Source organism: Streptomyces sp. NPDC002788, from assembly GCF_053592115.1.
The window spans coordinates 126941-149071 of sequence record NZ_JBSFVB010000016.1 but is presented as its reverse complement, the minus strand read 5'-3'; the positions used below and the strand labels follow the sequence as shown (position 1 = coordinate 149071).

The 22131-nt window shown below is 71.3% G+C and carries 19 protein-coding genes; 6 read left to right on the top strand and 13 right to left on the bottom strand.

The annotated features are described in order from the left end of the window. Positions 1–124 precede the first annotated feature (124 nt). From ACWD1U_RS27860 to ACWD1U_RS27850, 3 genes are read right to left on the bottom strand one after another with little or no spacing between them, the layout of a single operon-like run. Positions 125–1303 carry a dipeptidase gene (locus ACWD1U_RS27860; RefSeq protein WP_451111553.1) on the bottom strand — a complete coding sequence of 393 codons (1179 nt, stop codon included), beginning with the start codon at positions 1301–1303 and terminating at the stop codon, positions 125–127. Between the two features lie 2 nt (positions 1304–1305). After that, positions 1306–1833, bottom strand: a complete 528-nt coding sequence (gene purE, locus ACWD1U_RS27855; protein ID WP_451111552.1) for a 5-(carboxyamino)imidazole ribonucleotide mutase — start codon at positions 1831–1833, stop codon at positions 1306–1308. Further along, complete coding sequence (locus tag ACWD1U_RS27850; RefSeq protein ID WP_451111551.1) at positions 1830–2969, bottom strand: 5-(carboxyamino)imidazole ribonucleotide synthase; 1140 nt, start codon at positions 2967–2969, stop codon at positions 1830–1832. Before ACWD1U_RS27850 ends, purE begins: the two co-directional genes overlap by 4 nt. A 160-nt stretch (positions 2970–3129) precedes the next feature. On the opposite strand from ACWD1U_RS27850, the gene ACWD1U_RS27845 reads away from it, so the two are divergent. After that, complete coding sequence (locus tag ACWD1U_RS27845; protein ID WP_451111633.1) at positions 3130–3621, top strand: GtrA family protein; 492 nt, start codon at positions 3130–3132, stop codon at positions 3619–3621. A gap of 106 nt (positions 3622–3727) precedes the next feature. On the opposite strand, the gene ACWD1U_RS27840 is transcribed toward ACWD1U_RS27845, so the two are convergent. Together ACWD1U_RS27840 and ACWD1U_RS27835 are read right to left on the bottom strand one after the other, a co-directional pair. Next, entirely contained in the window at positions 3728–5005 is a 1278-nt protein-coding gene (locus ACWD1U_RS27840; protein ID WP_451111549.1) for an ATP-binding protein, read from the bottom strand. 28 nt (positions 5006–5033) lie between these two features. Then, positions 5034–5711 carry a response regulator transcription factor gene (locus ACWD1U_RS27835; protein ID WP_451111547.1) on the bottom strand — a complete coding sequence of 226 codons (678 nt, stop codon included), beginning with the start codon at positions 5709–5711 and terminating at the stop codon, positions 5034–5036. A gap of 514 nt (positions 5712–6225) precedes the next feature. Here ACWD1U_RS27835 and ACWD1U_RS27830 point away from each other — a divergent pair. Continuing rightward, positions 6226–7731, top strand: coding sequence for a peptide MFS transporter (locus ACWD1U_RS27830; RefSeq protein ID WP_451111545.1), 1506 nt, complete (start codon positions 6226–6228; stop codon positions 7729–7731). Positions 7732–8337: 606 nt separating this feature from the next. On the opposite strand, the gene ACWD1U_RS27825 is transcribed toward ACWD1U_RS27830, so the two are convergent. Further along, complete coding sequence (locus ACWD1U_RS27825) at positions 8338–8895, bottom strand: ATP-binding protein (RefSeq protein WP_451111544.1); 558 nt, start codon at positions 8893–8895, stop codon at positions 8338–8340. Positions 8896–9138: 243 nt separating this feature from the next. Continuing rightward, positions 9139–9516 (bottom strand): STAS domain-containing protein, encoded by a 378-nt coding sequence (locus ACWD1U_RS27820; protein WP_451111543.1) that lies wholly within the window; start codon positions 9514–9516, stop codon positions 9139–9141. Positions 9517–9755: 239 nt separating this feature from the next. Between ACWD1U_RS27820 and ACWD1U_RS27815 the strand changes: the two genes are divergently transcribed. Then, positions 9756–10682: an RNA polymerase sigma factor SigF gene (locus ACWD1U_RS27815; protein WP_451111542.1), complete on the top strand. Its 927-nt coding sequence runs from the start codon at positions 9756–9758 to the stop codon at positions 10680–10682. A 260-nt stretch (positions 10683–10942) separates the two neighbouring features. Here the strand turns inward: ACWD1U_RS27815 and hutI are convergent, their stop codons facing one another. The 4 genes from hutI to hutU all read right to left on the bottom strand — a co-directional run bounded on the left by hutI (position 10943) and on the right by hutU (position 16657). Beyond that, entirely contained in the window at positions 10943–12229 is a 1287-nt protein-coding gene (gene hutI / locus ACWD1U_RS27810; protein ID WP_451111540.1) for an imidazolonepropionase, read from the bottom strand. Then, entirely contained in the window at positions 12226–13617 is a 1392-nt protein-coding gene (locus ACWD1U_RS27805) for a formimidoylglutamate deiminase (RefSeq protein ID WP_451111539.1), read from the bottom strand. Before ACWD1U_RS27805 ends, hutI begins: the two co-directional genes overlap by 4 nt. Continuing rightward, on the bottom strand, positions 13608–14810 hold the full coding sequence (locus ACWD1U_RS27800; RefSeq protein ID WP_451111632.1) for an allantoate amidohydrolase: 1203 nt from the start codon (positions 14808–14810) through the stop codon (positions 13608–13610). The genes ACWD1U_RS27805 and ACWD1U_RS27800 overlap by 10 nt, the downstream gene beginning before the upstream one ends. 182 nt (positions 14811–14992) lie before the next feature. Then, the gene (hutU, locus tag ACWD1U_RS27795) at positions 14993–16657 is read right to left on the bottom strand and encodes a urocanate hydratase (protein ID WP_451111538.1); all 1665 of its coding nucleotides are present in this window, start codon (positions 16655–16657) and stop codon (positions 14993–14995) included. Positions 16658–16784: 127 nt separating this feature from the next. Here hutU and ACWD1U_RS27790 point away from each other — a divergent pair, with 127 nt between their 5' ends. Continuing rightward, the gene (locus ACWD1U_RS27790) at positions 16785–18146 is read left to right on the top strand and encodes a diaminopimelate decarboxylase (RefSeq protein WP_451111536.1); all 1362 of its coding nucleotides are present in this window, start codon (positions 16785–16787) and stop codon (positions 18144–18146) included. Positions 18147–18228: 82 nt separating this feature from the next. On the opposite strand, the gene ACWD1U_RS27785 is transcribed toward ACWD1U_RS27790, so the two are convergent. Next, positions 18229–18813, bottom strand: coding sequence for a hypothetical protein (locus ACWD1U_RS27785; RefSeq protein WP_451111535.1), 585 nt, complete (start codon positions 18811–18813; stop codon positions 18229–18231). Between the two features lie 102 nt (positions 18814–18915). Then, positions 18916–19761 carry a MurR/RpiR family transcriptional regulator gene (locus ACWD1U_RS27780; protein WP_451111534.1) on the bottom strand — a complete coding sequence of 282 codons (846 nt, stop codon included), beginning with the start codon at positions 19759–19761 and terminating at the stop codon, positions 18916–18918. Between the two features lie 490 nt (positions 19762–20251). On the opposite strand from ACWD1U_RS27780, the gene ACWD1U_RS27775 reads away from it, so the two are divergent. Both ACWD1U_RS27775 and ACWD1U_RS27770 read left to right on the top strand, forming a co-directional pair. Then, positions 20252–21244, top strand: coding sequence for an ABC transporter ATP-binding protein (locus ACWD1U_RS27775; RefSeq protein ID WP_451111533.1), 993 nt, complete (start codon positions 20252–20254; stop codon positions 21242–21244). 89 nt (positions 21245–21333) lie between these two features. Next, positions 21334–22080: an ABC transporter permease gene (locus tag ACWD1U_RS27770; protein ID WP_451111630.1), complete on the top strand. Its 747-nt coding sequence runs from the start codon at positions 21334–21336 to the stop codon at positions 22078–22080. Positions 22081–22131 lie beyond the last annotated feature (51 nt).

Genomic DNA, 22131 nt, shown 5'->3' with positions numbered 1-22131 from the left:
GGGGACGGCTTCGAGACCTTTGCCGCGCTCAGGGCTGCCTGCGTCGAGGCGCCGTGCTGTTCCTCTCCGCGCGGGACGACACTCACAGCGACATCGAGGCGGGATCGAAGTCGCTGCGAAGCACTCAGCCGTCGAACGACCCGATCGTGGCGTTGGACGGCGACCGCGAAGCCTGAAGCCCCCGGGCCACGTCCTCCGCCGCGTCCAGGACGCGTACCGCGTTCTTCCAGGTCAGCTTGGCCAGATCAGCCTTCGACCAGCCTCGGTCGAGCAGTTCCGCGAGGAGGTTCGGGTAGCCGGAGACGTCGCTGAGCCCGTCGGGGGTGAAGGCCGTGCCGTCGTAGTCGCCGCCGATGCCGAGGTGGTCGATGCCGGCGGCCTCGCGCATGTGGTCGAGGTGGTCGGCGACCGTGGACACCGTGGCGACCGGGCGCGGGTGCCGTTCCTCGAAGGCGCGGTGGACCTTCATGGCCTCAGCGGTCGTGTCGAGGTGGTGGAAGCCGTGGGCACGCATGTTCTCGTCGGCCGCGGCGGTCCAGTCGACGGCCGCCCGGAGCACGAACTTCGGCACGAACGTCACCATCGCGACGCCCCCGTTGGCGGGCAACCGCTCCAGGACGTCGTCCGGGATGTTGCGCGGATGGTCGCAGACGGTCCGCGAGGAGGAGTGGGAGAAGATCACCGGGGCGGAGCTCGTGTCGAGCGCGTCCCGCATCGTCGTCGCCGCGACGTGGGAGAGGTCGACGAGCATGCCGAGCCGGTTCATCTCCCGTACGACCTCGCGGCCGAACGCGGTGAGACCGCCGGCCCTCGGTTCGTCGGTCGCGGAGTCCGCCCAGTCGACGTTGTCGTTGTGGGTGAGCGTCAGGTAGCGCACACCCAGCCCGTACAGGCCGCGCAGGGTGCCCAGGGAGTTGGCGATGGAGTGGCCGCCCTCCGCGCCCATGAGGGAGGCGATTCGGCCCTCTGCGCGCGCGGCCTCCATGTCGGCGGCGGTGAGCGCGGGGCGCAGATCCTCCGGGTGGCGGGCCAGCAACTGCCGTACGCAGTCGATCTGTTCCAGTGTCGCCGCGACCGGGTCGCGCGAGTCCGTGCGCACGTACACCGACCAGTACTGCGCGCCGACCCCGCCCGCGCGCAGCCGCGGGATGTCGGTGTGCAGATGGGCGGCCTGGTCGGCGCCGATGTCACGGGCGTCGAGGTCGTAGCGGACCTGCTCGCGCAGCGCCCAGGGCAGGTCGTTGTGCCCGTCGGCGACCGGGAACTCGCTCAGGAGTTCCCGGGCCGCCTCCAGGGAGGTCATCGTCACTTCCCCGCGCCGAAGCCGAAGCCACCCGAGCCCTCGACCTTGGCCCGCAGGCGCTTGCCCTTCTCGGTGGCCTGGTCGTTCAGCTCCTGCTGGAAGTCGCGCATGCGGCCGCGCAGTTCCTCGTCGTGCGCGGCGAGGATGCGGGCCGCCAGCAGACCGGCGTTGCGGGCACCGGCGACCGAGACCGTGGCGACCGGGACGCCGGCCGGCATCTGCACGATCGACAGGAGGCTGTCCATGCCGTCGAGGTACTTCAGCGGGACAGGCACGCCGATGACCGGCAGCGGGGTGACGGAGGCGAGCATGCCGGGCAGGTGGGCGGCGCCGCCCGCCCCGGCGATGATCACCTTGAGCCCGCGGGCGTCGGCCTGCTCGCCGTAGGCGACCATCTCGCGCGGCATGCGGTGCGCGGAGACGACGTCCACCTCGTAGGCGATCTCGAACTCGTCGAGGGCCTCGGCGGCGGCCTCCATGACGGGCCAGTCGGAGTCCGACCCCATGACGATGCCAACAACAGGGCTCATTCGGTGATGGTGCCTCTCAGGTAGCCGGCAGCGTGACGGGCGCGCTCCAGCACGTCGTCCAGGTCGTCGCCGTAGGTGTTGACGTGACCGACCTTGCGGCCGTGCTTCACGTCCTTGCCGTACATGTGGATCTTGAGCTGGGGGTCGCGGGCCATGCAGTGCAGGTACGCGGAGTACATGTCCGGGTAGTCGCCGCCGAGGACGTTGACCATGACCGTCCACTTGGCCCGGGGGCGCGGGTCACCGAGGGGCAGGTCCAGGACCGCGCGGACGTGGTTGGCGAACTGGCTGGTGACCGCGCCGTCCATCGACCAGTGGCCGGAGTTGTGCGGGCGCATGGCGAGTTCGTTGACCAGGATGCGGCCGTCGCGGGTCTGGAACAGCTCGACGGCGAGGTGGCCGACGACGCCCAGTTCCTTGGCGATGTTCAGCGCCATCTCCTCGGCCCGCAGGGCGAGGCCCTCGTCGAGGTCGGGCGCCGGGGCGATGACCGTGTCGCAGACGCCGTTGACCTGACGGGACTCCACGACCGGGTAGGCGACGGCCTGGCCGTGCGGGGAGCGGACCACGTTCGCGGCGAGCTCGCGGACGAAGTCGACCTTCTCCTCGGCGAGCACCGGGACACCGGCCTTGAACGGGTCGGCGGCCTCCTCGACGGAGCCGACGACCCACACGCCCTTGCCGTCGTAACCGCCGCGGACGGTCTTGAGGACGACGGGGAAGCCGTCGCCCTCCGCCGCGAAGGCGGCCACGTCCTGCGGATCGGAGACGATCCGGTGCCTCGGGCAGGGCACGCCGATCGCGTCGAGCTTCGCGCGCATCACCCCCTTGTCCTGGGCGTGCACGAGCGCGTCGGGGCCGGGGCGCACGGGGATGCCGTCCGCCTCCAGAGCCCTGAGGTGCTCGGTGGGTACGTGTTCGTGATCGAAGGTGATCACATCGCACCCTCGGGCGAACTCGCGCAGCGTGTCGAGATCGCGATAGTCGCCGACGACGACATCGCTCACGACCTGCGCAGCGGAGTCCTGCGGGGTGTCACTGAGAAGCTTGAACCTGATGCCGAGCGGGATGCCTGCCTCGTGTGTCATACGAGCGAGCTGGCCCCCGCCGACCATGCCGACTACCGGGAACGTCACTCCCCCAGGGTATCGGCCGCGCCAGGGTGGCCGGTTCCCGTCCCTCCCTTGCCCTGCCCGGACCATCTCCGGCCGTCCACCGGCGTCCACAGGAAGATCACGGGGGAGGGTGGTTAGCATGGCTGGGTTGACGCCGACTCGGACGGGGGCCTGCATGGCCATGGGACATGGTGCCTCCGGGCTCCGACGGCTCGTCCGCGAAGTCGCCAAGTTCGGCGCGGTGGGCGGTGCCGGGGTGCTGGTCAACCTGCTCGTGTTCAACCTGGTGCGGCACGTCACCGACCTCCAGGTGGTCCGCGCGAGCGTCATCGCGACCGTCGTGGCGATCGTCTTCAACTACGTCGGCTTCCGCTACTTCACGTACCGCGACCGCGACAAGACCCGCCGTACCCGTGAGATGACCTTGTTCCTGCTGTTCAGCGCGATCGGCCTGGTCATCGAGAACGGCGTGCTGTACGCGGCCACGTACGGCTTCGGCTGGGACACCCCGCTGCAGAACAACATCTTCAAGTTCCTCGGCATCGGCATCGCGACCCTGTTCCGCTTCTGGTCGTACCGCTCGTGGGTGTTCCGCGCCCTGCCCGTCCAGGGCGCGGTGGCGGACGCGGAGCCGGCGCTGAAGAGGGAGAAGGCCCGGCAGGGCGCGGGCTGAGCAGCGGGTGCCTTCTCCTGGTGCGGTGTCCGGCGGGTCCCTCGCGCGCCCCGTCCCGGTCGGGTGGGCGGCCGATTCCCCGGCGGCCTGACTCGAACGACAGGCCCTAGCGGACCATCGGCTCGTCCTCGCCTTCGAGAGATTTCTGGAGCGGCGTGCGGGACAGGAACAGGCCGAAGACCGGGGGCTTGGTCTGGAGCATCTCCAGGCGGCCGCCGTCGGCTTCCGCGAGGTCGCGGGCCACCGCCAGGCCGATGCCCGTGGAGTTGCGGCCGCTGATCGCGCGTTCGAAGATGCGCGCGCCCAGGTCGGCGGGAACACCGGGGCCCTCGTCCGTGACCTCGATGACGGCCTGGTTGCCGATGACGCGGGTGCGCAGAGCCACCGTGCCGCCGCCGTGCATGAGGGAGTTCTCGATCAGCGCGGCCAGGACCTGCGCGACCGCGCCGGGCGTGCCAACGGCCTGGAGATGCCGTTTGCCGGAGCTGACGATCGCCCGGCCCGCGCTGCGGTACGCCGGCCGCCACTCGGCGAGCTGCTGCTGGATGACCTCGTCGAGGTCGAAGGTGACGGCGGAGCCGGTGCGCGGATCGCGGGAGTTGGTCAGCAGCCGTTCCACGACGTCCGTGAGCCGCTCGACCTGGGTCAGCGCGATCGTCGCCTCCTCCTTCACCGTGTCCGGGTCGTCGGTGAGGGTGATCTCCTCCAGCCGCATGGACAGCGCCGTCAGCGGCGTCCGCAGCTGGTGGGAGGCGTCCGCGGCCAGCCGCCGTTCGGCGGTCAGCATGCGCGCGATGCGCTCGGCGGAGCCGTCCAGCACGTCCGCCACCCGGTCCAGCTCGGGCACCCCGTACCGCTTGTGCCGCGGGCGCGGATCGCCCGAGCCGAGCCGCTCGGCCGTCTCCGCGAGGTCGGTCAGCGGCGAGGCGAGCCGGTTCGCCTGGCGCACGGCCAGCAGCACCGCGGCCACCACCGCCAGCAGCGCGACCAGCCCGATGATCAGCAGTGTCCGGCCGACCTCGCGGGTCACCGAGGAGCGCGGCTCCTGGACGGTGACGGTCTCGCCCTCCTCGCCGGGGGCGGTCGCGCTGATGACGTCACCGGCCGGCTTGGTGCCGACCTCGATCGGCGCCTCCCCGGGGATCCGGATCATGGCGTAGTAGCGGTCCTGCGTGACCTGGTCGCGCAGCACCTCGGCGTCGACCTGCTGCGCCCCGAAGAGCCTGCTGTCGACGATGCTGGCCAGCCGCACCGCCTCGGACTCCACCCGTTCCTGGGCGCTGTTGCTGATGGTCCGGGTCTCGACGATGACGAGGGAGACGCCGAAGACGGCGATCACGACGAGTACCACGGCGAGCGTGGACTGGATCAGTCGGCGGCGCATGTCCTGTCACCCGAGCCTGCCTCGCGGCTCAGCTCTTCTCGAAACGGAAACCCACACCGCGCACGGTGGCGATGTAGCGGGGGTTGGCGGCGTCGTCGCCGAGCTTCTTGCGCAGCCAGGAGATGTGCATGTCGAGCGTCTTGGTCGACGACCACCACGTGGTGTCCCAGACCTCGCGCATCAGCTGGTCGCGGGTGACGACCCGGCCCGCGTCGCGCACCAGCACCCGCAGCAGGTCGAACTCCTTCGCGGTGAGCTGGAGCTCGTCCTCGCCCATCCAGGCGCGGTGCGATTCGACGTCGATGCGCACGCCGTGCGTGGCGGGCGGCTGCTGCGGCTCGGCGGCGCCGCGCCGCAGCAGTGCCCGGACGCGCGCCAGCAGCTCGGCGAGCCGGAACGGCTTGGTGACGTAGTCGTCGGCGCCCGCGTCGAGCCCTACGACGGTGTCCACCTCGTCGGCGCGCGCGGTCAGGATGAGGATCGGGATGCTGTGGCCTTCGCCACGCAGGCGGCGGGCCACCTCCAGACCGTCCATGCCGGGCAGACCCAGGTCGAGCACGACCAGGTCGACGCCGCCCTGCATTCCGGCGTCGAGAGCGGTGGGTCCGTCCTCACGCACCTCGACCTCGTAGCCCTCCCGGCGCAGAGCACGGGCCAGCGGCTCCGAGATGGACGCGTCGTCCTCGGCGAGCAGTACTCGGGTCATGAGGTGATGGTAGACCTGCGAGGCCCTGAGCTGGGGTGTGACCGGAAGCCCAGATTCTTACCAGGCGCATACCCGCTTCTCACCTTTGGCGGGAACCCGCACGAACCTCTGCCTATGGGGTGCGATCCTAGTAAGGATCATGGAAACCCGGGGTACGGTTCCCCAGAAACCTGTGATTCGCCTCTCAAGGCCTTCCATATGCGTCGGTGTCCTGCCGTATGGTGATTCAACGCCTGTAGCACCACGGCGACCTTCGGAGGCCTTTTGCCCTGAAGGTCTCTTTTGTGTGTGGGCCGGTTTTTCGCCGGCCCCGACGTGACACGACCTGTGGCCGGGCCTCGTCGTGCGGCGACGCGCGTAGAGGCGTGGATCCCGGTGGCGGCCGCCCACCGTTCCGTGACCCGGAGCGGACCCCGTAGGCGTCGGGCGGACGGCCGTACGCACCGGTGCCGGCAGCCCCCACCGGGCGCACCACCGCTGCCGCGGGGCGCGTCCCGAGCAGCAAGGAACGACCATGGCGTCCAGCCTGACGAAGGACTCGGCCCGTCCGGGCACCCCCGGCTCCGAGAAGACCTTCTTCGGCCACCCCCGCGGACTGGCCACTCTGTTCATGACCGAGATGTGGGAGCGGTTCTCCTACTACGGCATGAGGGCCCTGCTCCCGCTGTACCTGGTGGCCCCGGGTGGCCTGCACCTGAGCGCGGGCACGGCGACGGCGATCTACTCCGTGTACCTGTCGCTGGTGTACCTGCTCACCCTGCCCGGCGGCTGGTTCGCCGACCGTGTGCTCGGCCCCCGCAAGACGGTCGCCGTCGCCGGCCTGGTCATCATGCTCGGCCACCTGTGCCTGGCGCTGCCCGCGGCCGCCAGCTTCTACGTCGGCCTGGGCCTGGTCGCCATCGGTTCCGGTCTGCTGAAGGCCAACATCTCCACGATGGTCGGCCACCTCTACGACGGCCCGGAGGACCCGCGCCGGGACGGCGGCTTCACCGTCTTCTACATCGGCATCAACCTCGGCGCCTTCGTCGCGCCGCTGGTCATCGGCACCGTCGGTGAGAACGTCGACTGGCACCTGGGCTTCGCGCTGGCCGCGCTCGGCATGGCGCTGGGCCTCGTACAGTTCCTGCTCGGCAGCCGCCACCTGAACGCCCGGAGCAGCGAGGTCCCGACCCCGCTGTCGCCCGCCGAGAAGGCGTCCACCCTGCGCAAGGGCCTGATCTGGCTGGCCGTCGCCGTGGTGTTCTACGGTCTGGTCGGCGGCACCGGCCACTTCACCCTGAACTGGGCGCTGATCCCCCTCACGCTCCTCGGCCTGATCGTGCCGATCATGGTCATCACCCGCATCCTGCGCGACAAGGACCTGGACTCCGGCGAGCGCTCGAAGGTGTCGGCGTACGTCTGGTTCTTCGTCGCCGCCGCCGTGTTCTGGATGATCTACGACCAGGGCGGCTCGACCCTGTCGCTGTTCGCCAGCGAGAAGGCCGACAACACGATCTTCGGCTGGGAGTTCCCGGTCTCCTGGTACCAGTCGGTCAACCCGGTCCTGATCATGGCCCTGGCGCCCGTCTTCGCCTGGCTGTGGCTGTGGCTGAACCGGCGCGGCAAGGAGCCGAGCACCATCGTGAAGTTCGCCTCCGGCCTGGTGTTCGTGGGTGCCTCCTTCTTCCTCTTCCTCGCTCCGCTGTCCCTCGCGGAGGGCGGTCACAAGGCCGCCGCGATGTGGCTGGTCGCGATCTACTTCGTCCAGACCGTGGGTGAACTGACGCTGTCGCCGGTGGGTCTGTCCGTGACGACGAAGATGGCGCCGGCGAAGTACGCCTCGCAGATGATGGGCGTGTGGTTCCTCGCGGTCACCGCGGGCGACTCCGTCACCGCGCTGCTGTCCAACCCGGCCGTGGGCGGCGTCAACCTGGACCGGACGAACTTCGTGGCGCTGGAGGCGGCGCTGGCCGTGGTCGCCGGGTTCGCGGTGTACATGTTCCGCAAGAAGGTCAAGGGGCTCATGGGCGACGTCCGCTGACCCTGTCGGACCCCTGGGAAGGGCCGTCGCACCCCTGTGGTGCGGCGGCCCTTCCTCATGCCCTCACGTCTTCGGCGGTCTCGGCGGGTCGGCTTCCGGGGCGAACCAGGGCGGGGCCGGGGCCGGCCGGCGGCAGGTTTGACGTCGACGACCTCGGCCCGGGCCGCAAAGGCGGCCATCCACACCGCCGAGCCGGCCAGGGCCGGGGCGGACGCGAGCGCGGCGGTTCGATTCCGGTACGACGACACGGTCCACTCCCCTTCCTGACGGAGTATCAGATCGAGCCGTCGGGGTACGCCCGGGGCGTTGAGGAAGGAAGACACAGTGCGGGCCGGTCCTGTGACGATCCGGCGGGCGGTGAGTGAGGCAGGAGGGAAGGTACGGCGGGGGTTTCACGGCGACGGCCGGCCGGGCCGGGTGCCGAAGCGGCGCCGGTGAGGAGCCCTCCCGCGAGTCAGGTGGCTCAGGTTCGGAAAGCCGGGCTGGAGCGTTCCAGGGTTTCGGTCACCCGAACGGCCCAGCGAAGGCCCGGGAGCCGGGAGGAGAAGGCGATGCCGGGCACCGGCGGGCCGGGGACACCCGGAGGCGCCCCGCACACCCTCGACATCAGGCAGGCGCGCCCAGTTCCGCCCACACCGTCTTGCCCGCGACCCCCGGTGTGCGCACCACGCCCCAGTCCAGGCACAGCCGCTGGACGATGAACATGCCGTGACCGCCCGGGCGCCCGGCCCGGTGGGGCGTACGCGGTGCCGGCTGGCCCGTGCCCCGGTCGGCGACCTCGATTCGGATCACCTTGTTGTCGCAGGTGATCCACAGTTGGTCCGGCCCCTCGGCGTGCAGGCAGGCGTTGGTGACCAGCTCGGACACGACGAGCAGGACATCCTCCGCGGCGGCCCGCTGGTCGGCGGAGTCGGCCGGCAGCCAGCCCCACGCGTACAGCGCCTGGCGGGTGAAGTCGCGGGCGAGCGGGACGACACCGCTCTCGCCCTCGAAGCTCAGCCGACGCACCTGCCGGCCGCCCCCCGGCGGCGCCACGGCTCCGGACGGCGCGACCACGCCCTCGCCGGACGGGCCGGTCGCCGGTACGCCACCCTCAGACGCGCCGGAAGCGCCGCTGGGCTCCGGCCCGCGGTCGCCCGGCGGGTAAGGCCGGGTGGTGCTCATCAGCGCTTCACCTCACCGATTCACCAGTTCAGAATTCAAAAAATTCAGTACACCGTCAATCACGCGGTGCTCGGCACGCCGGTTGCGCGGCGCGGCCGCCACCCCGGTGGCCGACAGGTTCAGGATGTCTCCTGCCCGGGCGGACCCGCGGAACACCCATGTATTCGGCACGAAGCTCGTGACGGGCGCAGAACGCCGGTCACAGGGGGACAGCCGGGGCTCAGCGCACGCACGCACCGGCGCTCAGCCCGACTCTTCGGCCAGAGCCGCCTCTAGCGTGTCGTGAACACTGAAGACCGCATCCGCCCCCGTGATCTCGAACACGCGCGCCACCACCGGCTGCATTCCGACGAGCGCGACACCGCCACCGGCGGCCTCCGCCTTCAACCGCGCGCCGAGGAGCACGTTGAGCCCCGTGGAGTCGCAGAACTCCAGGCGCGCGCAGTCGATGACCAGGCGCTTGAATCCCTTGGCGAGGCAGTCCTCGAGTGGCTCACGCAACAGATCGGCGGTGTGGTGATCCAACTCACCCGCCGGGGTCACGACGGCACTAGAGCCCTCTTCCCGCACCTCCACCAGAAGCCGGCCAGACTGTGCGCTGCCGACCGTCCCGCGGTCCATGCCGTCTCTCTCTCCCGACGTCGTGGCTGCTTGCTGACGCCCTCGAACACTACGCCTTCCCGCCGCGCTTCGACACCCGAACAACTACACAGAAACGGACATATGCCTACAGAGCGCACTTGCGGTGGGCTCAGGAAAGCGGGTAGGCCTAGTAAGGACACGCACCCGACACGGCCGGCTTTGGAGGCGCCGCACACCGCAGTGCACGTACTGGCCCCGGCAGCCAAATGCCGAGAACGATGGAGGACATCATGTCACCCCGGCTCGACGCATCGCGTACCCACAAAGCGACGTCGACACCCCCTCCGGAACATCTGGATCCCATCGAGCAGAACGAGATGCTCGTCACACAGGACGACCTTCTCGCCGGACTTCCGGACATCCCCCCGTACGAGGAAGTCGACGCGGTCGACGCACGGGCCCTGTCCAAGACCCTCTTCGAGCGCCTCGAGTCGCTGGAGGAAGGGACCCACGAGTACTCGTACGTCCGCAACACGCTCGTCGAACTGAACCTCGCGCTGGTCAAGTTCGCCGCGTCCCGTTTCCGCTCCCGCAGCGAGCCGATGGAGGACATCATCCAGGTCGGCACCGTCGGCCTGATCAAGGCGATCGACCGCTTCGAGATGTCGCGCGGTGTCGAGTTCCCCACGTTCGCGATGCCGACCATCATCGGCGAGATCAAGCGCTTCTTCCGCGACACCTCGTGGTCCGTGCGCGTTCCGCGGCGGCTCCAGGAGCTGCGGCTCGACCTGGCCAAGGCCGGTGACGAGCTGGCGCAGAAGCTGGACCGCGCCCCGACGGTGTCCGAACTGGCCGAGCGCCTCAACCTCTCCAGGGAAGAGGTCGTCGAGGGCATGGCGGCGTCGAACGCCTACACCGCCTCCTCGCTGGACGCCCAGCCGGAGGAGGACGACTCCGAGGGCGCGCTCGCGGACCGCATCGGCTACGAGGACCACGGGCTCGAAGGCATCGAGTACGTCGAGTCGTTGAAGCCGCTGATAGCAGAACTGCCGCAGCGTGACCGCAAGATCCTGTCCCTGCGGTTCGTCGCGGGCATGACCCAGTCGGAGATCGGCGAAGAACTCGGCATCTCGCAGATGCACGTCTCGCGTCTGCTGTCGCGGACGCTGGTACGGCTGCGCAAGGGGCTGACCGTCGAGGAGTGATCCTCGCTCGACGACGCTGTACCGGGTGACGCTGTCCTTCGGGGGCGGACCGAACGGTCCGCCCCCCGGGCGGTTCTCCCGCGGGCCTCGGTTCGCCCGCTGCTCCTTCACCCGCAGCCGGTCGGCGAGCTCACGGATCGACGCGTCGTCCGGGCCGCGGTCGATGCAGATGAGCAGCGCACACGGCCCCCTTCACCACGACCCGTCTCGATATGCCGCTCATGCTGCGCGGGTTGTCGGTCACGTCCTCCCTTCGTCGGTCAGAGCACCCGCTCGCCGCGCCGCCAGACTCCGGTGACCAGCGGGACACCCGGCCGGTAGGCCAGGTGGACGTGGCTCGGTGCGTCGAGAAGCGTGAGGTCGGCGTACGCGCCCGGGGTGAGGCGGCCGATGTCGGTGCGCCGGAGGGCCGCGGCGCCGCCCGCCGTGGCCGACCAGACGGCCTCGTCCGGGGTCATGCCCATGTCCCGTACGGCGAGCGCGACGCAGAACGGGACGGAGGAGGTGAAGGACGAGCCCGGGTTGCAGTCGGTGGAAAGGGCCACGGTGACGCCCGCGTCGAGGAGGCGGCGGGCATTCGGCCACTCGGCGCGGGTGGAGAACTCGGCGCCGGGCAGGAGCGTGGCGACCGTACGGCTGTTCGCCAGGGCGTCGACGTCCTCCTCCGTCAGGTGCGTGCAGTGGTCGGCGCTGGCCGCGTCGAGTTCGACGGCGATCTGCACGCCCGGGCCGTAGGTGAGCTGGTTTGCGTGGACGCGGGGGTGCAGGCCCCGCGCCTTGCCCGCGGTGAGGATCGCGCGGGCCTGGTCGCCGTCGAAGGCGCCCTGCTCGCAGAAGACGTCGACCCAGCGGGCGTGGGGCGCGCAGGCGTCGAGCATCTCGCCGGTGACGAGGGCGACGTAGCCGGCCGGGTCCTCGGCGAACTCGGGGGCGACGATGTGGGCGCCGAGGTAGGTGACCTCGTCGGTGTGGCGGGCGGCGACGCGCAGGGCGCGGGACTCGTCGTGGGCGGTGAGGCCGTAGCCGGACTTCGTCTCGAACGTGGTGGTGCCCTGGCGGAGGGCCTCGGCGAGGTAGCGGGTGACGTTGGCTTCGAGTTCCTCGTCGCTCGCGGCGCGGGTGGCCGCGACCGTCGTGCGGATTCCGCCCGCGCTGTACGGGCGCCCCGACATCCGGGCGTTGAACTCCTGTGTCCGGTCGCCCGCGAAGACGAGGTGGGAGTGGGAGTCGACGAAGCCGGGGAGGACCGCCCGGCCGCCGGCGTCGACCCGGTTGTCAGTGGCGGGTGCTTTGCTGTGATCACCGGTCCACGCGATGCGGTCGCCTTCGATGACGACGGCCGCGTCCTGGATCAGTCCGAGGGGGGAATTGTCACCGAGGGAGGGGTCGTTGGTGACCAGGGCGGCGATGTTGGTGATGAGCGTGCTTGCGGTGCTCGCTGAGTGGGCGGGGCTGACGGTCGTCGCGTTGCTCATGGCGTCCTTGCTGGCCTGGTCGGCGGTGGGGTGGGGTTCGGGAGCCGCCCCTGAGGGGCGGCCCGGGATCATCCGCGCAGGGCTGCGACGGCGTCCGCGAGGGCTCGCGGCACATCCGGTACGAGCGTGTGCACCCCGTCCCGTACGACGTGCCGGCCTCCCACGACCGTATGCGACACGTCCGCTGCCGACGCGGCGAATACGGCCGTCTCGGCCCCGAGCCGCGGAAGCGGCCCTGCCGTCCTGACCGAGTCGAGGGCGATCGTCGTGAAGTCGGCGAGCGCGCCGGGCTCCAGGGCACCCGCGTCGTCCCAGCCGAGGGCCGCGTGGCCGTCGGCCGAGGCCGCCCGCAGGAGGGCCGCAGCCGTCCAGTGACCTCGTGTGCGGGTGCGCAGCCGCTCGTTCAGCTCCATGGCCCGTGCCTCTTCGAGCAGGTCGATCACGGCGTGGCTGTCGGAGCCGAGGGACAGCGGCGAGCCCGCCTGCTGCAGGGCGACGGCGGGCCCGATGCCGTCGGCCAGATCGCGCTCGGTGGTCGGGCACATGCAGGTGCCGGTGCCGGAGCCGCCGAGCAGGGCGATGTCCTCGTCGGTGAGGTGCGTGTTGTGGACGCCCGTGGTGCGCGGCCCGAGCACGCCGTGGTCGGCGAGCAGCCGGGCGGGGGTGCGGCCGTGGGCTTCCCGGCAGGCGTCGTTCTCGGCGGTCTGCTCGGACAGGTGCACATGGAGCGGGGCCCGCCGCTCCTCGGCCCACCGGGCGACGGTCGCCAGCTGGTCCGCGGGCACGGCCCGCACGGAGTGGACGGCCGCTCCGATCCGCGCGTGGTCCCGTTCTTTGAGAACCGAACAGCGTTCGGCCCAGTTCTCGGCCGTGCCGTCGCAGAAGCGGAGCTGGGGGGCGGTGGGCGGCTGCCCGAAGCCGGAGGAGAGGTAGGCGGTGTCGAGGAGGGTGATGCGGATCCCGGCTTCGGCGGCGGCCGCGATCAGGGCCTCGCCCATCGCGTTGGGGTCGGCGTAGCGGGTGCCGCCGGGGGCGTGGTGGACGTAGTGGAACTCGCCGACGGCCGTGATGCCGGCCAGGGCCATCTCGGCGTACACGGCGCGGGCGAGAACGTGGTAGCTGTCCGGGGTGAGCCGGGCGGCCGTGGCGTACATGACCTCGCGCCAGGTCCAGAAGCTGCCGGAGCCGACCTGGACGGTGCCGCGCAGGGCGCGGTGGAAGGCGTGGCTGTGGGCGTTGGCGAGGCCGGGGAGGGTGAGCCCGCGCAGGACCTCGGCGCCGGGGGGCGGGGCGGGGGTGTCCGGGCGGACGGCGGAGATGCGGCCGTCCCGGACGTCGAGGGCCACGCCCGGCTCGATGGGGGTCCCCTCTGCTCGAGCGGAGCCCAGAGCCTGGGGGAGGGTGCCGAGCCAGGCGTGCTCCAGCCAGTACGTGCGCGTGGCTGCTGTGGTCACCTGCACGCCAGTCCTTCCAGTACGTCGGCGAGTGCGAGTACCCCGGCCACACAGTCGTCCTCGGCAGCGAACTCGGACGGGGAGTGGGAGACGCCGGTGGGGTTGCGCACGAACAGCATGGCGGTCGGGATGCTCCCGGACAGGATCCCGGCGTCGTGTCCGGCACCGGTGCCCAGGACGGGGACCTCGAGGTCGGTGTCCCGGCCGAGGATGCGGGCGAGTTCGTCGCGCAGGGCGTGGTCGAACTCGACGACGGGGGTGAACGACTCGCGGACCACGGCGAGGTCGACCCCGTGGGCGGCGGCGTACTCCCCGGCCGCCTTCTCGACGCCGGCGACCACGGCGTCCAGGCTCTCCTGGTCGGCGGCGCGCGAGTCGAGCCAGCCGCGCACCAGGGAGGGGATGGCGTTGACGCCGTTCGGCTCCACGGCAATCTTGCCGAAGGTGGCGACGGCCCCGGCCAGTTCGGCCTCGCGGCGGGCGGCGAGGACGGTCTCGGCGTAGGACAGCATGGGATCGCGCCGGTCGGCGAGCCGGGTGGTGCCGGCGTGGTTGGCCTCGCCCCCGAAGTCGAACCGCCACCGGCCGTGCGGCCAGATCGCGCTGGCGATGCCGACCCGGTCACCGGACAGGTCCAGGGCCCGGCCCTGCTCGACGTGCAACTCGACGAAGGCACCGATGCGGGCGAGCCGTTCGGGGTCGGGACCGATGGCGTCCGGGTCGTATCCCGCGGCCTCCATGGCCCGGGGCAGCGTCACGCCGTCACCGTCGGTGAGCCGGTGCGCCTGCTCGCGGCTGAGCTGCCCGGCGGTGAGCCGGGACCCGACACAGGCTAGCCCGAACCGGGCCCCCTCCTCGTCCCCGAAGTTCACGATGCCGAGGGGCCGGTCGAACGACACGCCCCTGCTCCGCAGCTCGTCCAGCGCGGCGAAGGCGGACACGACTCCCAGGGGCCCGTCGAAGGCGCCGCCGTCCGGCACGGAGTCGAGATGCGACCCCGTGACGACGGCGTCGCCCCGGGCCGGGTCCCCGAGCCAGGCCCACTGGTTCCCGTTCCGGTCGACCTCGTAGCCGAGGCCGCGCGCCCGGGCCTGGCCCTCGAACCAGTCCCGGCATTCGGCATCGAGCCCGGTCCAGGCGAAGCGGCGGTAGCCCCCGGAGCCGGGGTGACGGCCGAGGGGGAGCAGGTCGCGCCACATCTGGAGGAAGGAGTCACCGGCGTCGGCCGGTACAGGCTGTGGGGCGCCGGGCCGTGGGGCGCCGGGCCGTGGGGCGCCGGGCCGTGGGAGGGCGTTCCGCATCGTGGAACGGGTGGGCCCGGCCGGGCCCTCGGGCGGCGGCGACGCATCAGCCCCCGCCGCGGGGTTGCCGTTCGGCGCAGTCACGTGTCGTCCCCCTCACGCATCGGTACCCGCACGCCCCGCTCCCCCGCCACCGACTCCGCGATGTCGTACCCGGCGTCGACGTGCCGGATGACGCCCATGCCCGGGTCGTTCGTGAGAACCCGGCGGATCTTCTCCCCGGCCAGCTTCGTACCGTCGGCCACCGTCACCTGCCCCGCGTGGATCGACCGCCCCATGCCGACTCCGCCCCCGTGGTGGAGGGAGACCCAGGACGCCCCGGACGCCACATTCACCATGGCGTTCAGCAGCGGCCAGTCGGCGATCGCGTCGGAGCCGTCGAGCATGGCCTCCGTCTCCCGGTAGGGCGACGCGACGGACCCGCAGTCGAGGTGGTCGCGGCCGATGACGACCGGCGCGGCCAGCTCCCCGCTCGCGACCATGTCGTTGAACCGCTCACCTGCCTTGTCCCGCTCCCCGTATCCGAGCCAGCAGATCCGCGCGGGCAGCCCCTGGAAGTGGACCCGCTCCCCGGCCATGCGGATCCAGCGGGCGAGGGACTCGTTCTGGGGGAAGAGGTCGAGGATCGCCTTGTCGGTCTTGGCGATGTCGGAGGCCTCGCCGGACAGTGCGGCCCAGCGGAACGGGCCCTTGCCCTCGCAGAACAGGGGGCGGATGTAGGCGGGGACGAAGCCCGGGAAGGCGAAGGCCCGGTCGTACCCGGCGAGTCGCGCCTCACCCCGGATGGAGTTGCCGTAGTCGAAGACCTCGGCGCCGGCGTCCATGAAGCCGACCATGGCCTCGACGTGCCGTGCCATGGACTCGCGGGCCCGGGTGGTGAAGCCGGCCGGGTCCTTGGCGGCGTAGGAGGCCATGTCGTCGAAGTCCACGCCCAGCGGCAGGTAGGCCAGCGGGTCGTGCGCCGAGGTCTGGTCGGTGACGATGTCGATGGGAGCGCCCATGGCGAGGAGCTGCGGGACCAGCTCGGCCGCGTTGCCGAGCACGCCGATGGACAGCGGGCGCCGGGCGTCACGCGCCTCGGTCGCCAGTCGGAGCGCGTGGTCCAGGCTGTCGGCCTTCACGTCCAGGTACCGGTGCTCGATGCGCCGCTCGATCGCCCGCGGGTCGCAGTCGACGCAGAGGGCCACACCGTCGTTCATCGTCACGGCGAGCGGCTGGGCACCGCCCATGCCGCCGAGACCGGCGGTCAGGGTGATCGTGCCCGCCAGCGTTCCGCCGAACTTCTTCGCGGCGACGGCGGCGAACGTCTCGTAGGTGCCCTGGAGAATGCCCTGGGTGCCGATGTAGATCCAGGAGCCGGCGGTCATCTGGCCGTACATCGTCAGGCCCAGCTGTTCGAGCCGGCGGAACTCCTCCCAGTTGGCCCAGTCGCCGACGAGGTTGGAGTTGGCGATGAGGACGCGCGGTGCCCACTCGTGGGTCTGCATCACACCGACCGGGCGGCCGGACTGGATTAGCATGGTCTCGTCCTGCTTCAGCCCCTTGAGCGTGCGCACCATCGCGTCGAAGGAGCGCCAGTCGCGCGCGGCCTTGCCGGTGCCGCCGTAGACGACGAGCTTGTCGGGGTGTTCGGCCACCTCCGGGTCGAGGTTGTTCTGCAGCATCCGCAGGGCGGCTTCCTGCTGCCATCCCAGGGCGCTCGGTTCCGTGCCGCGCGGCGCTCGGACGGGACGGGGTCCTGACATGGTCTGCCTCCTGGTGGGCTCCCGGCGGAATGTTGCTACTCCTATTCACATCCTGACCTTGTGAATAGAGCTAGTCAATACGTCGAGGGGTTCGGCGCGGCCGTGCCGTGGATGTTTGGCTGGACGCATGGGCGCACACATCGAGACAGAAGAGGCGGGCGACTTCGGTGCCGGGCGCGCGGCCCGGCGGGACGAGGCGGTGCGGGCCGCCGTGGAGAAAGGGCTGCTCGGGCCCGACAGCCCCATCGTCGGGCTGCTGGACGTCACCGGCATCCGGGAGTCGGCGGCGGAGCTGAGGGCGGCGTTCGACGCGGTGACGGCACCGGGCACGCCCGTACTGCACGCCTTCGCGGTGAAGGCGACCCCGCTGGTGCCGGTGCTGCGGCTGCTGCGCGAGGAGGGCATCGGCGCGGAGGTCGCGAGCCCGGGCGAGCTGGCCCTGGCGCGGGCGGCCGGGCTGCCGCCGGACAGGACGGTGCTGGACTCGCCCGCGAAGACACCTGCCGAGCTGCGTGAGGCACTGTCCCTGGGCATCGCCGTCAACGCGGACAACCCGCAGGAGCTGGCGCGCATCGACGCCCTGAGGGGGACGGGAACCAGCCGCTCGCCGCTCGGGATGAGGGTGAATCCGCAGGTCGGTGGGGGGTCCATCGAGGCGTTGTCGACGGCGACGGCGACCTCGAAGTTCGGGGTGGCGCTGCGCGACGCGGGGGCCCGGGAGTGGGTCGTGCAGGCATACCTGGACCGGCCGTGGCTGACCCGGCTGCACGCGCACACCGGGTCCCAGGGGATCCCGCTGTCCCTGATGGTGCGGGGCGTGGCGGAGACGTACGCGCTGGCGGAGGAGATCAACCGGCGGGCCGGGCGGCGGCAGGTCGACACGCTCGACATCGGCGGCGGGCTGCCGGTCAACTTCGCGTCGGAGGCGACGACGCCGACGTACGCGCAGTACGCGCGGATGCTGGCCGAGGAGGTGCCGGGACTGTTCGACGGGCGGTACGGCCTGGTCACCGAGTTCGGGCGGTCACTGCTGGCCAAGCACGGGACGGTGGTGGCGCGGGTCGAGTACGCGAAAACGTCGGGCGGGCGGGCGGTCGCGGTCACGCACGCCGGGGTGCAGGTGGCCGCGCGGACGGTCTACGCGCCGGGGAGCTGGCCGTTGCGAATCGCGGCGTACGACGCGAAGGGGCGGCCGAAGGGCGGGCCCGACGTGGTGCAGGACGTTGCCGGGCCGGCCTGTTTCGCGGGCGACCTGCTGGCCGAGGGGCGGTCCATGCCGTTGCTGGAGCAGGGGGACTACGCGGCGGCGCTGGACACCGGGGCGTACTACTTCGCGCACCACTACGCGTACAACTCGCTGGTGCGGCCAGGGGTTTACGGGTTCTGGCCGGAGGGGCGCTTCGCGGTGGTACGGCGGGCGCAGACCGTGGAGGAGGTCGTGGCCGAGTCCGGTGGGGAGCAGGTGGACGCGCTCGCGGAATCGCCGTAGGGGCTTGTGCGGCCGGGCTGCGCGACCGTTGGGGCCGGTCGCGCAGTTCCCCGGGCCCCCGAGCAGGACCACTCCGGCCCGATCACACGAGTGCCGGTGATTTCCTTCGTGCCCCGCCCGGAGCCGCGTCACCGGCCGCGATGCCCGTGCTGCGGTAGGACCTGACCGGCTTGCCGGCCGGACCGCCCGAGCCCGAGCGCAGCCAGTCGACCCGGACCCAGAGCAGCACCGCGTCGGCCTGCTCGCGCCGGCCCAGCCACGCCGCCTTCAGCCACAGGCCCGCTCCGCAGCCGGCCAGCAGCATGCCGCCCGCGGCCGGTACGGCGAAGGCGGAGCCCAGGGCCGCCGCGAAGGCGAGCAGGAGCCACCGGCGGTGGACCCGGCGCCAGTTGCGGGTCGTCACCGCTCGGTCCTGCAGCACGTCGTGCTTGCCGGCGCGAGCCGCCGAGGCGGCCAGGGTGGCATAGCGCTTGCGGCGGCCGTAGGAGACCACCGCCACGGCCAGGACGAACACGGCCGACCCGGCCAGAATGCCGATGCGGCGGCCGGTCAGTCCCGGGACCAGCGATCCGATACCGGCCGCGAACACGCCCAGCCACCACAGCGGGGCGGCCCCCGCCCGTACGACGACGGCCACCCGGGCCAGCCCCTGTCCTCCGCGCTTCACGTTCAGCCCTCCGTCCGGATGCGAAGTGTCTGAAGAGTGTTGTAGGAGAACCACGTCAGCGACGCAACGGGAGACGGGTCCGAGAAGACACCGGACGGGCCGTCAGTCGACGAACAGGCCCCGCGAGGCGGCCTTCGCGTCGAACTCCTCCAGGCGCGCCTGGGCCTCGGGCAGGTCGTCGCAGATGGCCTCCAGCAGGACCCGTCCGAGCAGCATCGGGGCGCAGGCCGTGTCGAAGGCGAGGCCGGTGCCGACGGCGGCGGGGAGCAGCAGGTCGGACACCTTGGCGACGGGAGCGAAGGCGGAGTCGGCGACCGTGACGACGGTCAGCCCGGCCTCCTCCTTGGCGTAGGCGAGGGTGTCGAGGACCTCGCGGGGGTGCCGGGGCAGCGCGAAGCAGAGCAGTGCGCTCGCGCCGGCCCGGACGGCGGCGTCGATGCGGTCGTGGAGCATCGTGCCGCCCTCGTTGAGGAGGCGTACGTCGGGGTGAACCTTGGCGGCGAAGTAGGCGAAGCCGTGCGCCTGGGCCGCCGCCGCCCGCAGTCCGAGGACGGGGAGCGGCCGGGAGGCCGCGAGGAGGCGCCCCGCGCGCTGCACGGGCCCGGGGTCGGCCAGCGCCTGAGCCAGGTGTCGCAGGTTCTCGATCTCGGCCTCGACGGCCTGCTGGTACTCGTTCCGGTCCCGGGCCCCCGCGGCGGTTTCGGCCGGGGCGACCTCACGCAGGTGGCGGCGCAGGGCCGGGTAACCGTCGAATCCGAGAGCGACGGCGAAGCGGGTGACGGACGGCTGGCTGACCCCGGCCAGCTCCGCGAGCTCCACGCTCGACAGGAACGGCACGTCGGCGGCGCGCCGCACCATGCTGTGCGCGATGCGCCGCTGGGTCGGCGTCAGCCGGTGGCCCTCGAAGAGCGCCTGCAGCCGCGCGGCAGGGCTGTCGGTCACGCTCATGACGTGCTCCCCCTCGCCTATTCAGTAGCTGAGGATTCTGCATGAGCATATGCAGACCGGCAAGCGGGACCGCAGGGCCGGCCCTGCCGAGCGGCGAGCCGAAAGGAGAGTGCGCCCCTCCATGAGAGGGATGTAGATCACTTTCAGGAAGGGCGGTGATGCCGCCACGTCGATCAGCTCTGGTCACGGCTCCGCGAGCCGGTGAGACGTGCGCGTCGTGGTGATCGGATGGCTCGAGCGAATCGGAGTCGACCGTGGGCAGTGGGCAGTGGGCCGAGCACCGTGATCCCCGCGGTCGCCGCCGTAGACGGAATGCTCGAGCCGCGCAGCCGTCCCCCGGATGAGGAACGGTGATTGACACCTGTCGCCACTTTCATGACGCACGTCACCGGTCGCCCGGCGCAGCCCCTCGCCGACCGGCCCGAGCCCTAGGGTCGAGCATGCCCCAAGTGCCCACGGGCCGACGGGTGGAGCAGGCATGGAGGAGCGAATGAACGAAGTGGAACGACCACGAGTGACTGCGGTCGCCGTGGAAGGTCTGTGGAAGGCGTACGGAAGCCGCGAGGTGCTGCGCGGCATCGACTTCACCGTGCCGGAAGGGGCCATTTTCGCCCTGCTCGGGCCCAACGGCGCGGGCAAGACGACCACACTGGAGATCCTTGAGGGCTTCCGCGGCCGGGACAAGGGCCGGGTGGAGGTGCTCGGTCTCGACCCCGGTGTGCCCGGTGAGGCCCGTCAGCTGCGCGAACGGGTGGGGCTGGTCCTGCAGGACATAGCCGTCGAGCCGTACCTGTCCGTGCGCGAGACGATCGCCCGCAACGCGGGTTACTACCGAACTCCTCGCGACGTCGACGGGGTCGTCGACCTCGTCGGTCTGAGCGACAAGCAGAGCGCCAGGGTCAAGGACCTCTCGGGAGGGCAGAAGCGCCGCCTGGATCTGGCCCTGGGGGTGATCGGAGACCCCGATCTGCTGTTTCTCGACGAGCCGACCACGGGCTTCGACCCCAGTGCCCGGCGCAGCACCTGGCAGGTGATACGCGATCTGCGTGATTCCGGCACCACCGTCGTGCTGACCACGCACTACATGGACGAGGTGCAGGCGCTGGCAGACTGCGTCGCCGTCATCGCGGACGGTCAGATCGTCGAGTCCGGCACGCCGGCCACGCTCGGCGGAAGGGACAGCGACGTCGCCCGGATTCGCTTCGAGCTGCCGCCGGGAACGGAAGTCTCGGATCTGCCGGTCCCCACCGGTACGGCCACCGTGGAGGGGACCCTGGTCACCGTCGAGGTGCCGGAGCCGACCGCCGTGCTGCATGCGCTCACCGGCTGGGCCCTGGGCCGCGGCGCGACGCTCGGACGACTGACCGTGGAGCGGCCGTCCCTGGAGGACGTCTACCTCGACATCACCCGTTCCTTCGAACGCGAACCGTCCCCGAAGCCCGCCGCCACACGAAAGAATCGACTGATTCGGAGCCGTTCATGACCGCTTCGTCGTTGCCGTCCGCGTTCGACGCGGCGGACACGTCGCCGGACGGCACGCGCCTGAAGGGCACCTCCTCCGGCCGTGGCCGGATGGGTCTGCTGGTCCATCAGATCCGCTACGAGCAACTGTCCTTCTGGCGCAATCCGCAGGCCATGATCTTCACGTTCCTTCTGCCGGTGGTCGTCGTCGTCGTCTTCGGCGCGGCTTTCGGGGGTGGCGGGAAGCAGGCCTTCTACTTCGGCATGACCGGCATGGAGTACTACACGCCGTCGATCGCCGCCGTCTCCGTGCTCGGAGCCTGCTACGGCCAGCTGGCCATCGTGCTGTCGACGCGGCGTCAGTCCGGCGAGCTGAAGAGGCTGCGCGCGACCCCCCTGCCGGCCTGGATCTACTTCGTCGGCCTGTTGACGCACTGCGTGCTGGTCAGTCTCGTCGACGTCCTCCTGGTTCTCGGTGTCGGGAAGCTGTACGGGGTCGCGCTGCCCACCCACTGGGCGGCGATCGTCCTGACGCTGGTTCTGGGCGCGGCGAGCTTCTGTTCTCTCGGAGTCGCCGTCGCGTCGTTCGTCAGGAGCGCCGAGGCCGCGCCGGCGCTGGTGCAGTTCATCCAGTTTCCGCTGGTGTTCATCTCGGGCAGCTACTTCCCGATCCACGCCGGCATGCTGAACACCATCGCCGGTCTGCTTCCTGTCAAGCCCTTCAACGACGCCCTGATGGCCCTGTTCAGGGACGGCGGCGGCTACGAATGGAAGGAACTGGGGGTGCTGTCGGTGTGGGGCGTCCTGGGCGCGGTCGTCGCCGTCCGGCGCTTCCGCTGGGACCCCCGGCCCGAATGACGGCCACGGGCAGACACAGTCCGGGGGTGGGTACACACGCACGTGCCCGCC

Coding starts and splice junctions, on each gene's coding strand:
- ACWD1U_RS27860 (WP_451111553.1), bottom strand. CDS start 1,303: ATGACCTCCCTGGAGGCGGCCCGGGAACTCCTGAGCGAGTTCCCGGTC.
- purE (WP_451111552.1), bottom strand. CDS start 1,833: ATGAGCCCTGTTGTTGGCATCGTCATGGGGTCGGACTCCGACTGGCCC.
- ACWD1U_RS27845 (WP_451111633.1), top strand. CDS start 3,130: ATGGGACATGGTGCCTCCGGGCTCCGACGGCTCGTCCGCGAAGTCGCC.
- ACWD1U_RS27840 (WP_451111549.1), bottom strand. CDS start 5,005: ATGCGCCGCCGACTGATCCAGTCCACGCTCGCCGTGGTACTCGTCGTG.
- ACWD1U_RS27835 (WP_451111547.1), bottom strand. CDS start 5,711: ATGACCCGAGTACTGCTCGCCGAGGACGACGCGTCCATCTCGGAGCCG.
- ACWD1U_RS27830 (WP_451111545.1), top strand. CDS start 6,226: ATGGCGTCCAGCCTGACGAAGGACTCGGCCCGTCCGGGCACCCCCGGC.
- ACWD1U_RS27825 (WP_451111544.1), bottom strand. CDS start 8,895: ATGAGCACCACCCGGCCTTACCCGCCGGGCGACCGCGGGCCGGAGCCC.
- ACWD1U_RS27820 (WP_451111543.1), bottom strand. CDS start 9,516: ATGGACCGCGGGACGGTCGGCAGCGCACAGTCTGGCCGGCTTCTGGTG.
- ACWD1U_RS27815 (WP_451111542.1), top strand. CDS start 9,756: ATGGAGGACATCATGTCACCCCGGCTCGACGCATCGCGTACCCACAAA.
- hutI (WP_451111540.1), bottom strand. CDS start 12,229: ATGATCCCGGGCCGCCCCTCAGGGGCGGCTCCCGAACCCCACCCCACC.
- ACWD1U_RS27800 (WP_451111632.1), bottom strand. CDS start 14,810: ATGTGGCGCGACCTGCTCCCCCTCGGCCGTCACCCCGGCTCCGGGGGC.
- hutU (WP_451111538.1), bottom strand. CDS start 16,657: ATGTCAGGACCCCGTCCCGTCCGAGCGCCGCGCGGCACGGAACCGAGC.
- ACWD1U_RS27790 (WP_451111536.1), top strand. CDS start 16,785: ATGGGCGCACACATCGAGACAGAAGAGGCGGGCGACTTCGGTGCCGGG.
- ACWD1U_RS27780 (WP_451111534.1), bottom strand. CDS start 19,761: ATGAGCGTGACCGACAGCCCTGCCGCGCGGCTGCAGGCGCTCTTCGAG.
- ACWD1U_RS27775 (WP_451111533.1), top strand. CDS start 20,252: ATGAACGAAGTGGAACGACCACGAGTGACTGCGGTCGCCGTGGAAGGT.
- ACWD1U_RS27770 (WP_451111630.1), top strand. CDS start 21,334: ATGGGTCTGCTGGTCCATCAGATCCGCTACGAGCAACTGTCCTTCTGG.